The organism is Arthrobacter sp. SLBN-122, from assembly GCF_006715165.1.
Classification (GTDB): domain Bacteria; phylum Actinomycetota; class Actinomycetes; order Actinomycetales; family Micrococcaceae; genus Arthrobacter.
The window spans coordinates 2,113,961-2,126,086 of record NZ_VFMS01000001.1 but is presented as its reverse complement, the minus strand read 5'-3'; the positions used below and the strand labels follow the sequence as shown (position 1 = coordinate 2,126,086).

Annotated in this window: 13 protein-coding genes; 8 read left to right on the top strand and 5 right to left on the bottom strand. The window is 66.1% G+C overall.

All coding sequences use genetic code 11. The features are described from left to right. Positions 1 to 7: 7 nt before the first annotated feature. From FBY36_RS09925 to FBY36_RS09915, 3 genes are all read left to right on the top strand, one after another. Positions 8 to 1,693 carry an ATP-binding protein gene (locus FBY36_RS09925; protein ID WP_142118991.1) on the top strand — a complete coding sequence of 562 codons (1,686 nt, stop codon included), beginning with the start codon at positions 8 to 10 and terminating at the stop codon, positions 1,691 to 1,693. An 18-nt stretch (positions 1,694 to 1,711) separates the two neighbouring features. Next, positions 1,712 to 3,262, top strand: a complete 1,551-nt coding sequence (locus tag FBY36_RS09920) for a putative bifunctional diguanylate cyclase/phosphodiesterase (RefSeq protein WP_142118989.1) — start codon at positions 1,712 to 1,714, stop codon at positions 3,260 to 3,262. 170 nt (positions 3,263 to 3,432) lie between these two features. Then, a complete protein-coding gene (locus tag FBY36_RS09915; protein WP_235008791.1) occupies positions 3,433 to 4,503 on the top strand; it encodes an EAL domain-containing protein in 1,071 nt (356 codons plus the stop codon). 52 nt (positions 4,504 to 4,555) lie between these two features. Here FBY36_RS09915 and FBY36_RS09910 read toward each other — a convergent pair whose 3' ends face one another. After that, complete coding sequence (locus FBY36_RS09910; protein ID WP_142118987.1) at positions 4,556 to 4,792, bottom strand: DUF6480 family protein; 237 nt, start codon at positions 4,790 to 4,792, stop codon at positions 4,556 to 4,558. A 134-nt stretch (positions 4,793 to 4,926) separates the two neighbouring features. On the opposite strand from FBY36_RS09910, the gene FBY36_RS09905 reads away from it, so the two are divergent. Beyond that, entirely contained in the window at positions 4,927 to 5,394 is a 468-nt protein-coding gene (locus FBY36_RS09905; protein WP_142118985.1) for a hypothetical protein, read from the top strand. On the opposite strand, the gene FBY36_RS09900 is transcribed toward FBY36_RS09905, so the two are convergent. The 3 genes from FBY36_RS09900 to FBY36_RS09890 form a co-directional block, all read right to left on the bottom strand. Further along, positions 5,391 to 6,215, bottom strand: a complete 825-nt coding sequence (locus FBY36_RS09900; protein WP_142118983.1) for a glycerophosphodiester phosphodiesterase family protein — start codon at positions 6,213 to 6,215, stop codon at positions 5,391 to 5,393. The two genes, FBY36_RS09905 and FBY36_RS09900, sit on opposite strands and share 4 nt — an antisense overlap. A 27-nt stretch (positions 6,216 to 6,242) precedes the next feature. Next, a complete protein-coding gene (locus tag FBY36_RS09895) occupies positions 6,243 to 6,506 on the bottom strand; it encodes a hypothetical protein (protein WP_142118981.1) in 264 nt (87 codons plus the stop codon). 109 nt (positions 6,507 to 6,615) lie between these two features. Beyond that, positions 6,616 to 7,434: an HAD family hydrolase gene (locus FBY36_RS09890; protein ID WP_142118979.1), complete on the bottom strand. Its 819-nt coding sequence runs from the start codon at positions 7,432 to 7,434 to the stop codon at positions 6,616 to 6,618. Positions 7,435 to 7,567: 133 nt separating this feature from the next. On the opposite strand from FBY36_RS09890, the gene FBY36_RS09885 reads away from it, so the two are divergent. Next, the gene (locus FBY36_RS09885) at positions 7,568 to 7,999 is read left to right on the top strand and encodes a LexA family protein (RefSeq protein WP_142118977.1); all 432 of its coding nucleotides are present in this window, start codon (positions 7,568 to 7,570) and stop codon (positions 7,997 to 7,999) included. 8 nt (positions 8,000 to 8,007) lie between these two features. Continuing rightward, positions 8,008 to 9,306: a Y-family DNA polymerase gene (locus FBY36_RS09880; RefSeq protein WP_200830477.1), complete on the top strand. Its 1,299-nt coding sequence runs from the start codon at positions 8,008 to 8,010 to the stop codon at positions 9,304 to 9,306. Between the two features lie 54 nt (positions 9,307 to 9,360). Here FBY36_RS09880 and FBY36_RS09875 read toward each other — a convergent pair whose 3' ends face one another. Then, positions 9,361 to 9,507, bottom strand: a complete 147-nt coding sequence (locus tag FBY36_RS09875; RefSeq protein ID WP_142118975.1) for a lmo0937 family membrane protein — start codon at positions 9,505 to 9,507, stop codon at positions 9,361 to 9,363. Positions 9,508 to 9,750: 243 nt separating this feature from the next. On the opposite strand from FBY36_RS09875, the gene FBY36_RS09870 reads away from it, so the two are divergent. Both FBY36_RS09870 and FBY36_RS09865 read left to right on the top strand, forming a co-directional pair. Next, positions 9,751 to 10,929: an ABC transporter substrate-binding protein gene (locus tag FBY36_RS09870; protein WP_142118973.1), complete on the top strand. Its 1,179-nt coding sequence runs from the start codon at positions 9,751 to 9,753 to the stop codon at positions 10,927 to 10,929. Positions 10,930 to 11,397: 468 nt separating this feature from the next. After that, a complete protein-coding gene (locus FBY36_RS09865; RefSeq protein ID WP_235008790.1) occupies positions 11,398 to 12,117 on the top strand; it encodes a matrixin family metalloprotease in 720 nt (239 codons plus the stop codon). Positions 12,118 to 12,126 lie beyond the last annotated feature (9 nt).

Genomic DNA, 12,126 nt, shown 5'->3' with positions numbered 1-12,126 from the left:
CCCTAGAATGTACTCAACTGGGAGGGAAGGGAGCACTGTGACGGCTGTCCCGAGTGACGTGCGCCCGCCCCGCACCGCCGTCGTCGCCGATCCCGACGCCGGCCGGCTGGCCCTTAATGCACAGGCACTGCGCGGCGCCGGATACACCGTCCTCGAAGCGACCGACGCCCACAGCCTCGCCGCGGCGCTGGACGCCACTGAACCGTCAGTCGTTGTGGCGGATGCCTTCCTGTCCGGTGTCCTGTCCACGTCCACGGCACCGGTCCTGGTCATGGTGGACCTGGACAACCCCGCTGAGATCGAAGCCGCCAATCCCCCCGGCATCCACGACTGCATCACCAAGCCGCCTGCACCGCAGGAGCTGGTGCACCGCGCCTCCGTCCTTATCGACCAGGTATCCCGCCGCCGTGCTTCCAGGCAGGAAGCCGAAGGGCTCCGGGAGCAGCTGCGCGGTGTCTCGGCGGCAGTGCGCGCCACCAACGATCCGCAGGAAATCGCGAACCACGTTGTCGCGGGATTCGGCCGCACCTTCAAGGCCGACCACGTTGTCCTGGCAACCTTTGAGGACCACCGGGTCCCCCTCATCACGGCCAGCTGGGACCGGTGGGGCCTGGCCGAGCTGCCCGCGGAGGCCCTTCCACGCGAGGATGAGGCCCGCGCTACGGCAGACGCCCTCTGGGCAGGGACGGAGACGCTCTCCGCCGACGGAAACGAATCGGCGGCCCGCAGCGAGGCCAAGCCGGGTCCGGGCCCTGACATCGCCGGAGCCGCCTCAACACTGGCGGTGCCCATCGGCGAGGGTAATTCCTCCCTGGGCATCATCTGGATCGCCACGATGGACCGGCCCCGGACCTGGTCCAGCGCTGAGCTGGGGCTGATCCAGCACGTGGCCGGCAACGCCGCCTACGGTCTCATCCAAAGCCACCTGATCAACAGCCAGCAGCAGGTGGTGAAGCAGCTGCGGGAGCTCGACAAGGCCAAGACGGACTTCCTGGCGACGGTGAACCACGAGCTGCGAACCCCGCTGACCTCGATCATGGCTTACCTGGACATGATCCAGGAAAGTACCGAGCATCCGGTGTCCAGGGAAGTCCACCAGATGCTGGACATCGTGGTCCGCAACACCGAACGCCTCCGCACGCTCATCGAGGACATGCTCAGCGTCTCCCGCGGCGGGCTGGACACCATGGCCATGCAGCTGGCACCGGTTCGGCTGGGGCGGACCCTGGATCTGGTGGCGGCTGCCCTCCGCCCCCTGGCCACACTGCAGAACGTCACCATCGACGTGGACCCCGTTCCGGAGGATCCGGAGATACTCGCCGATGAAGTACAGCTGCAGCAGGTCTTTACCAATCTCGTGTCCAACGCCATCAAGTTCACGCCCAGCGGCGGACGGATCGAGGTGGGCAGCGAATCCCACGCCGCCGCGGACGGCTCCAAGTGGGCCACCGTACGCATCGCCGATACCGGGATCGGTATTTCGAGCGACGAGATCAACCACGTCTTCACCCGGTTCTACCGGGCCTCCAACGCCATGAACGGCGCAATCCCGGGAACAGGCCTGGGCCTTGCCATCTCCAAGGACATCGTGGACCGCCACGGCGGCCGCATCGACGTCGCCTCCACCCTGGGCACCGGGACCACCGTCACCGTCAGCCTCCCCCTCGGCACAGACAGCGCCCAGGCCAACTAGGCGCCGGAGGAGGACTGCATGTTTGCCGACGACGACCCCCGGCTTTCCCAGTTGCTGGAAGGTATTGTCCGGCTGGCTTCCGGCGACCTCAGCTCCCGGATAGAGGTCTCCCCCGCCCGCGATGAACTGGATGCGATCATCATGGGCACCAATCTCTTGGCTGAGGACCTTCAGGTCATTTACGAAGAGCTTGAGCAGCGCGTCCAGGTCCGCACCCAACTGCTGCATGAGGCACACCTCGAGATGCAGAAGATGGCCATGCAGGACCCGCTTACCGGCCTGGCCAACCGCTCGGCCCTGATCGAGGCGCTGCGCAGCTCCCTGCAGGCCCGCGATGCTGCTGAGGGCGATCCTGCGGAGGAAGGCCCCGCCATTCTGCTGCTGGACCTGGACGCGTTCAAGTCCATCAATGACAGCCTGGGGCACACCGCCGGCGACCAGGTCCTGGTGACCGTGGGCGAACGGCTCCGGACCGCTGTCCGCGCGTCCGACGTCGTGGCCCGGCTGGGCGGTGACGAATTCGCGATCGTCATGCCGTCGGCGTCGGCGGACCAGGCGGCCATTGTGGCGCACCGCATCCTGGCGGACCTCGGCGAACCCATCGAGCTCCCCGGCCGCAGCGTGCGCTGCGGTGCCAGCATCGGGCTCAGCGTGGGCAGCGAAGGCCAAAGCCCGGAGGACATGCTGATGGAGGCCGACGTCGCCATGTATGCCTCCAAGGCTGAAGGGCAGAACAAGCTGCACCGGTTCGAGCCGGCAATGCTGCTGGTGCGGCGGCTCCGCAGCCAACTGGTGGACGACCTGCGGGCCGCCATCAAGGATGACGCACTGACGCTCTACTACCAGCCGGTGGTGGAGCTCGCCACGGGACGGATCGAAGGCGTGGAGGCACTGGTCCGCTGGAACCATCCCAGCCGGGGCTTCATCATGCCTGACGAGTTCATACCCCTCGCCGAGGAGGCAGGACTGATCTCGGAGCTGGGCCTGTGGGTGCTCAGGACGGCAGTAAGACAGTTGCGGGGCTGGATTGACGCATCCCTGCTGGACAGCACGTTTTCCGTGCGGGTCAACATCTCCGCCACGGACCTGCAGAGCCTGCAGTTCATTGAGGACGTGCGAACGGTGCTCAAGGAGACCGGGGTCAGGCCCGAGCAGGTGGTCCTGGAATTGACGGAAGTGGCCATCGTCAAAGGTAATGAGCTGGACCGGTATTCGCTGGGCGGTCTCCGCGGGTTGGGCGTGGGCATCGAAATCGATGATTTTGGTACCGGCTATTCCTCCATCAGCTACCTCCGGCGCCTTCCCGTGGACCGGGTCAAGGTGGACAAATCGCTGATTGCCGGGCTGGAGACCGACCCCAGCCAGCCTGCCCTGGTGGCCGCGGTGCTGCAGCTGGTGCGGGCGTGCGGGCTGGAAGCCGTGTGGGAAGGCGTGGAAACGGCAGAGCAGGCGGAGATCCTGCGCGGGCTGGGGTGCCGCAGCGCCCAGGGCTACTACTTTTGCCGTCCGGTTCCGCCTGACCAGATTCCCCAACTGTTGGCTGACCAGCAGGAAAGCGCTAACCAGTAGCACAAAACTACTGCGCTTTTGTGGCTGCCGTTATACGATCAGCGTGCGGTGTCAGGTTTTTCGCCGCCGCGAAATTCAGGTCTGGCAACACCGTACTTTTATAAGGCGTTTGGAAATTTGAACATTAATGGGCCATGGGGTCATTACTTCGTCAACTGGGGGCGTCGCTAATGTCGGTTCGGGTACAGGCATGGGGAATTATCGCCGGCGTGCTGGCGGATACGGATCCTGCGGGAGCCGCCGTCCGGCAACAGTTGAGCAACAGCCTCGATGAGAATCCCGGCGTGCCCGAACGGGCTTTGCTGGAGTATCTCCTTGAGACCCGGCGCAGCGATGCCAACACGGTGGAAACACTGGAAACGGCCCGGGAAATGCGCCTCACGCCGCCCACGCTGCCGCCGCGCTTCGCTGAGCAGCTGGACGCCATCCGAAGCATCTCGAGGATCAGCGCGCTGCTTGAGAACCAGATGCTGATGACCGCCTTCCAGCCCATCTACGGCTTGGAAGGAAAAACCGTGGTGGGCGCGGAAGCCCTCTCCCGCTTCGTCAGCGACGACGGCGCCGCCGCGGAACTGTGGTTCGCCGAGGCCGCGGCCGTGGGCCTTGGCGCAAACCTTGAATTCTCGGCTCTGGGTTCCGCGGCGGCTGCGGCGCGCGACCTGCCGGAAAACCTTTATGTGTCCCTCAATATTTCGCCCACGTCCTGCATGGACCCGCGCCTGCCGGAATTGTTCGACCACATTGAACTCCCCATCCACCGCGTCGTGCTCGAAATGACCGAGGACATTGCCGAAGAGGAATATCTGCAGTTCATTTCCGCGATCAATCCGCTCCGGGAGCAAGGCCTCCGGATCGCCGTCGACGACACCCATACCGGCGCCGGCGCGCTCAGCCGCATGATCCACCTGCGGCCCGACTTCCTGAAGGTGGGCCGCAACGTGATCGGCGACGTCGACAAGGACGGCCTCCAGCGGGCCTTGGCTGCCTGCCTGGTGGATTTCACCGACCAGATCGGCACCACCCTGGTGGCCGAGGGCATCGAAACGGTGGGCGAACTCAAGGTCCTCACCGAACTTGGGATCAGCGCCGGCCAGGGGTACCTGCTGGGACGCCCGTCGGTCCGGCCGCAGGACTGGGCCAACTGGAACACGCGCTTGGACATGGACGGGCTGGAGCGTCATTTGGCGGGGCCGGCAGGGCCGGCAGAGTCGCACGGCCGCCACGGCAAAAAGCCTTCCTGACCGGGGCCAGCGCGGCGGCATGACGCACGCCGCCGCGCTGGCCATTCGGGCGCTATTCGGAATGGCCCTGGTCCCGGCTCATCTGGTCCTCGGCCGGCGGCGTCTCTCCCGGGGGCACTCCCCCGCCCGGTTCAAGCCCGGTGATGTTGCCCTCCGCCGGGTCCGGGTTCGGCGAGCCTGCCGACTCGCGGCTGCGCTGCTCGCCCAGGTGGGGCTGGGCGGCGCCACCCTCTTCCTTCCCCGGCCGGTCAGGGTTCGCGGGGTCATTTTCCGGATGGTAAGTGCTCATGCTGCTCTTCCTTCCTCTCCGGCTGCGGTCCGATTCCCCAGCACTGGACTAATTGTAAGCATGCTGATAATTCTGGAGGAGTAGGGCCGGTATGCCGCTGGGGCGCCGGCAGCGATGTCGGAAGGAGCAGTCACATGGGAATTGGCGACAGCATCGGCAAGGCAGCAGAAAACGCCATGGAGGACCTGGCCGGGACATCCAAACCAACGGAAAAAATGGATGTGCCCGACCCCGCGGACCCCAATGACGACGTGGAAGTCCACTCGTCCCTGAGCGAAGGTTCAAACGCCATGGAGGCGGAGAAGCAGAAGGCGCCCGGCCTTAAGACGGGGGCAGCCCCGGGGCCGGTGTCCGAGAACCCGTTCGGCGGGGATGCGGACGAAACCAACAACGCAAACGGCGGCGGGCAGACTGGCCGGGCACCGGACGACGCGAGCCTGGCCGGCGATGCCACAGCGCCCACGGGCGGGGCAGGGCCGGCCCAGGGCAGCCCGGGGGTGTCGGGGGTGTCCGGGGGACTTCCGGAGAGCAACCCCGACGAGCTTCGCGCAGACCCCACTGAGGGCGACCAGGACCCGTCCACCAGCACGGGCCGCGGCTAGGAGGCCGCGCCAGGCGGGTGGCCCCCTGGCCACTCGCCGCGCTCCATCAGCACGCCACGGAGCAGGTCCGCCCGGTCCGTGACGATGCCGTCCACACCCAACTGAAGGAGCCGGTGCATTTCGACGGCGTCGTTGATGGTCCAGACGTGCACAACCAGGTCCAGGGCGTGGGCCCGGCGGATGAAGCCGGCGCTGACAACAGGGACCCGTCCATAGCGGACGGGGACCTGGAGCGCGTGCACGTCCCGAAGCACCCGGCGCATGAGCCGGCGAAACAACGGGCGCGGAAGCACCGGGCCCAACAGGGTGAAGAGGGCGCTGGAGGCCACGCCGGCCGATGAGGCGACCGGCCGGCTGAGCAGTCTCAGCACCGCCCGCCGCCGGCGGTCCGAAAAACTGGTGACCAGCACCCGCTGGTGCGCCTGGTGCCGCTCGATGGCCGCGGCAGTGCTCTGGACGGAATTCCAGTCTTTAACGTCCAGGTTCAGCCTGGCGTGGGGCAGTTGGGTCACCAGCTCATCGAAGGTGGGGATGGGCTCGCGGCCGTTGATCCGCGCCTTCGCGACGTCGGCGGCCGGCAGCTCCGCGACACGCCCCCGGCCGTCGGTCACCCGGTCCAGGGTTTCATCGTGGAAGAGCAGCAGGACGCCGTCGGCCGTGGTGTGCACGTCCGTTTCGAGGTACCGGAAACCGAGTTCGACGCCGGAGCGGAACGCGGCCATGGAGTTTTCCAGCCCCTCGGCCGAGAACCCGCGGTGGGCCATGGCGATGGGAAGCTGCCGCCCGGCGTCGTCCTTGTGCTCGAAAAAGGGCAGGGTCACACTGCGAGCGTACCCCGGACCTGCCGGTCAGTCCCGGCAGGCAGTCTCCCCGCACGGAACAATGTCCACCCCATCCCCGCAGTGCAGCAGGGTCCGGCCGCGGCCGCCGTCCAGGTGCACCCAGACGGCCGTGTGGTCTGCCGTGATGGTGTCCACCACGCCGCCGGCTTCAAACCCCGGCGAGAACAGGACCCGGACGCGGTCGCCCTGGCGCAGCTGCTTCCAGTGTGGCGCGGGCGTTGCTTTGCGCAGCGGCCCATCAGCCACGTGCTGCTTGACGTTTCTTGCCATGTTGCCCCCTGTGAGCCGGCGTGCGAAGTGCCTGCCTTCCACGCTTCACGCTACGGCTGGAAGGTAAACGCCAGGTGAGCGGGAGCCGTGAATATAGGGGTAGCGGGAATCAGGAGAACTGGACGCCCAGGGAGGCGAGCCTTGCCTCCAGAACCTGGGCCACGCCGTCGTCGTCAAAATGCGGCGCCTGCTGCCCCGCCGCCCGGATGGCCTCCGGATGGCCGCTGGCCATGGCATAGCCGTGGCCGGCCCACCGCAGCATCTCAATGTCGTTGGGCATGTCGCCGAAGGCCACCACGTCCGCGGCGTCAATGCCCAGGGCCGAGGCGTACTCAGCCAGGGTGACGGCCTTGTTGACCCCGGGCAGGGAGAGCTCCAGCATGGGGACACCCGGCGAGGAGTGCGTGGTGGCGGCCAGATGTTCGACGGCGGGCGCCACCTCCGCCAGGAAATCATCGGGCGTGCCGTCGCGGATGATGGCAAGGAATTTGACCACTGAATCGTCGCCCGTGAGGGTGTCCTTCAGCGGCGCGGGAGTGAACTCGGCCAGCAGTTCGCTGGATTCGTTTTCGATGAAGCCCGGTTCCAGGTGGAATCCGGTAAGTGTTTCCGCGGCGAACAAGGCGGCGGGACGGAGCGTCTTGATGATGCGCCGGGCTTCCAGGACGTTGCCGATGGCGAGGGTGCGGGCGGAAACCAGCCGGTCCGCCTCGAGGTCCCAGACCACGGCGCCGTTGGAGCAGATCACCCGTCCCGTGTGGCCCAGCTGCTCCTCGAGGGGGTGCAGCCACCGGGGCGGGCGCCCCGTAACGAAGACAAGCTCGACGCCGGCATTGCGGCAGGCGTGGAAGGCGCGGATAGTGCGGGGGCTGATTTTACCATCGTGCCCAAGGATCGTTCCGTCGATATCGCTTGCTACCAGCCGCATCCTGCCAGTCTACGTGGGCTGCCGGCCGCCGCGTACTCCCCTGCGGAGCACCCCGGCCCCCGGGCGGATGCCGGTTGTCAGCGCCCGGGGCTACACTGAAGCTATCGAACATATATTCGAATAAGGGTGTGTTGTGGGCGTTATTATCGGTCCCCGCGTGATAGATGCGGGCGCCTCGTTGTTCTCGGTGCTGATCTCCCCTGTGGCGGTGGCGGCAGGGTTTCCGTCGCCGGCGCAGGACTACTTCGACGGCCGGATCGACCTGAACGCGCACCTCATCAAGGACATCACCAGCACGTTCGTGGTCCGGGTCACCGGGGACTCCATGGAGGGCGCCGGCATCAGTGACGGCGATGAATTGATCGTCAACCGGGCACTGGAACCCAGGGACGGGTGCGTGGTGATCGCGGTGCTGGACGGGGAACTGACGGTGAAGCGCCTCCGCGTCACCCGCACGGGCGTGGTGCTGCAGGCGGAGAACCCGAAATACCCGGACATCCACGTCCCCGCACTGTCCGAGCTGACCATCTGGGGTGTCGCCACCAGGTGCCTGCACCATGTCTGAGGCACGCCATGCCTAGGCCCGCACTCATGCGGCGGATGCCGCAGATTGCCCATGTCGACGTCAACTGCTTCTACGCCTCCGCGGAGCGCGCGTTCGATCCCTCCCTGGAGGGGCGCCCCCTGGTGGTGCTGTCCAACAATGACGGCTGCGCCGTGACCCGCTCCCCCGAGGCCAAGGCGCTGGGCATTGCCACCGGGGAGCCCTGGTTCAAGCTGGCTCCGCGGGCCAAAGAGTGGGGTCTGGTGGCCAAGTCCAGCAACTATGAGCTCTACGGGGACATCAGCTCGCGGGTGATGGAACTGCTGGGCCGGTACTCCGCCTGGCTTGAGGTGTACAGCATCGACGAGGCGTTCCTGGGCGTGAAGGGCGGACCGGAGGAACTGCTGGCCCTGGGCCGCAGGATGAAGGAGGCAGTGCGGCGGCATGTGGGGGTGCCGGTGTGCGTCGGCATTGCACCCACCAAAACCCTCGCGAAGCTGTGTAACAAGTGGGCCAAGAACAACGCCGCCTTCGGAGGGGTCTGCCTTTGGGAGTCGGTCCCCGCTGATGTGCGCGAGGCACTCATGGCCCGGTTGCCGGTGGACGAGGTCTGGGGCATCGCCGGCCGGCTGATGAAGCGGCTCAACGTCTTAGGGATCTTCACCGTGCTGGACCTGGTCCGGGCGGATCCGGTGGCCATCAGGGACAAGTTCTCGGTGGTGCTCATGCGGACGGTCCTCGAACTGCGCGGCACCCCCTGCATCCCCATGGAGGAGGAGCGCATCGGCCGCGACCAGCTGATCTTTTCCCGGTCCTTCGCCACGCCGGTGACCACCGCGGCCGGCCTGCGGGAGGTACTCAGCATCTATGGGCAGCAGGCGAGCGCCAGGCTTTCCAAGCACGGACTCCAGGCGAAAGTCCTGACGGCGTTCGCTGCCACGTCACCCTTCCGGGACCACGAACAGCACCATCCTTCGGTCTGTGTCTCATTGCCCATGCCCACGGCGGATCCGCTCCTGCTCACCAAGGCGGCCCAGGCGCTGCTTCCCAGCATCAGGGACGGCCTGAAATACGCCAAGGCCGGCCTGATGCTCACCGACCTGCGGCCCACCGGAAACCAGCCCCCGCTGGAGATCTTCGAGAACCGGCACGAGGAACGCGCCATCGGGCCGCTGCTTGAGGACGTGAGCCGCCGGTTCGGGCGCGGGTCCATTGGCTTAGGGCATGCGGGCATCAGGTCGGGCCTGGACTGGACCATGAAAAGGGAGATGCATTCGCCCCGCTACACCACCCACTGGGACGAACTGCCGCGAGTCAAGGCCGCCTGAGTCTTGGCGTCCCGCCGCAGGCACCATAGCCGGCGGCGGGACGCCCCTTCGCATCTATACCCGCGACCTGCCCTGGATGAAATGGAAGATGAGGACAACCACGGCAACAACCAAAAGTATGTGGATAAGCCCACCACCGATGTTCGTCAGAAGGCCGAGAAGCCAGAGAACGGCGATAACAATAGCGATCCAAAGCAACATGATGTCTCCTTGTTAGTTTTCCAAAGTCCCCATGACCTGCACGTACCCACAAGTACGGCGGGCAAATCAAGGCGGGCAACTGCCATGATCCGGATAACGACGTTTCGCGACGGTTTTTGACGCCCTGCGACGCCACGTTGAGGCTTCGCGTCGCTGCGTGAACCACTGCGACATGAATGATTGTGGGTCCGCTGGGCGCTCCGTAACCTCGTCTCAGCATCCGCCCCAGCAAAGGAATTCCCCATGGCAAACCCGCAGGACATCAGTCCGCAAAACCAGCAGGCCTCAACCCGCATCGTCGCCGGACAATCAGCCAAACCCAAACGGCCCCTCGGCCTGAAGATCGGCGTCGCGGCAGCGGCCCTCGCCCTCATCGGCGGGGGCGCCGCCGTCGCCTCCGCCGTCAACAACAGCACTCAAGCACCGGCAGCCGATGTGGCCCCGGCCGGCCACCCCGCCGCAGAGCTGAAGCTCGGCTACTTCGGCAACGTCACCCACGCGCCGGCCCTGGTGGGGGTCAGCAAGGGTTTGATCGCCGATGAACTGGGCAGTACCAAGCTCAGCACCCAGGTGTTCAACGCCGGCCCCGCAGCCATCGAAGCACTGAACGCAGGCGCCATTGACGCCACCTACATCGGCCCCAACCCGGCCATCAACTCCTTCGTCAAGAGCCAGGGCGCATCAGTGAAGATCATCGCCGGCGCCGCGGCCGGCGGCGCGCAGCTGGTGGTGAAGCCGGAGATAAACTCCCCCGCCGACCTCAGGGGCAAGACACTCGCATCGCCGCAGCTCGGCGGTACGCAGGACGTCGCGCTCCGGGCCTGGCTCACCTCACAGGGCTACAAGACCAACGTGGACGGCAGCGGGGACGTCGCCATCAACCCCACGGAGAACGCCCAGACCCTGAAGCTGTTCCAGGACGGAAAGCTCGACGGCGCGTGGTTGCCTGAGCCGTGGGCGTCGCGCCTGGTGCTGACAGCTGGAGCGAAGGTTCTGGTGGATGAAAAGGACCTGTGGGACGGCTCGTTGTCCGGTAAGCCGGGAGAGTTTCCTACCACCATCCTGATCGTGAACCAGAAGTTCGCCTCCGACCACCCTGACACTGTCAAAGCCCTGCTGAAGGGCCACGTGAAGTCGGTTGAGTGGCTGAACGCCGCACCAGCCGGCGAAAAGGCCACGGCCATCAACGCCGCGCTCAAGGAAGCGGCCGGTGCCGAACTAAAGGCCGACGTCATTGACCGGTCCCTCAAGAACATTGTCTTCACGGTGGACCCCCTGGCCGGGACCTACCAGAAGCTCCTGGCCGACGGCGTGACTGCCGGCACCACAAAGCAGGCGGACATCAACGGGATCTTTGACCTGCGGGCACTCAACAGCGTCTCGGGTGAGAAGACGTCCGCGGCGGGACTGGGCAAGGAGTAGTGACACCCCCATCGATTGCTCCGTAAATGTCCTTTTGAACGCTCAGAACGGCATTTACGGAGCAATCGATTCCTGCGGAAATCCTGCGCTTTTGCAGTGCCAGGGCTGGCAGCCCGCCGCTACGCTAATGGGGTTGCCCGGCGGCGGGCGGCAGGGCTTAGGGGGATGCCGGTGACCGGCTTTGGGAAGAACAGCAATACGCGGCCAGAAAATTCCGGTGAATTCGCACCGCCTGCTGTCCGGCGTTCCCCCAGCGGGCGGATCCCCCAGTGGGCCATCGACGAGGCGTTCGGCAAGGCCGCGACGCCTGCACCGTGGCGGAGTTCCGAGCCCACCGCAACGCAACGGAAGAAGACACACCGGTGGTACAGGAAGCCGCGTCCGGCCGGGCGGTCGGTACGGTTCAGAACCACAGTCGGGATCGCCGTCGTTGTGTGCCTGTACTTCACACCGACGCTTTTCGACCGCGTGATTCTTCCCCTTGCGGCTCCCTATCTCCCTGGAGCGAAAGTCCCGCCACCGGGGTATGAGGCGGCTTCCTCGCCCCTGGGCACCCCGCCGGCAAGCACAGGCTCCACTGCCTATGTACTGCAGGAGTCACCCAAAGCAGGCCAGCCCCTGGTCGCTTACGATCCGTGCCGCCCGGTCCATTACGTTGTCCGGCCGGACAACGCCCTGGCGGGGGGAGACACCCTGATCCGGGAAGCAGTAGCAGCAGCTTCCCAGGCATCCGGCCTGCAGTTTGTGTATGACGGAACCACTGCAGAGGCTCCCAGCGATGATCGACAGGCATTCCAGCCTGACCGCTATGGGAAGCGGTGGGCGCCCGTGCTGATCGCCTGGTCGACGCCTGACGAAAGTCACGCCCTTGCGGGAGACGTTGCCGGACTCGGCGGAAGCGGCTACGCACAGGCCGCCGGGCAGCCGTTGCTGCCGCTGGTCCTCGCCGCGGGCCAGGTGCGCCTTGACGCACCTGATCTTGCCGATATCCTTGCCAGCCGGCCGCAGGGTGCGGCAGAGGTGCGCGCGGTCATCATGCACGAGCTGGGACACGTCCTGGGCCTCGACCATGTTAAGGATCCGACGCAACTCATGTACGCCGAAAACATGGGCGTTACAGACTTCGCGGCGGGTGACCGCGCCGGGCTCGCCCTGCTGGGGACCGGCCCCTGCGTGCCACAGCTGTAAGGAGTAGTA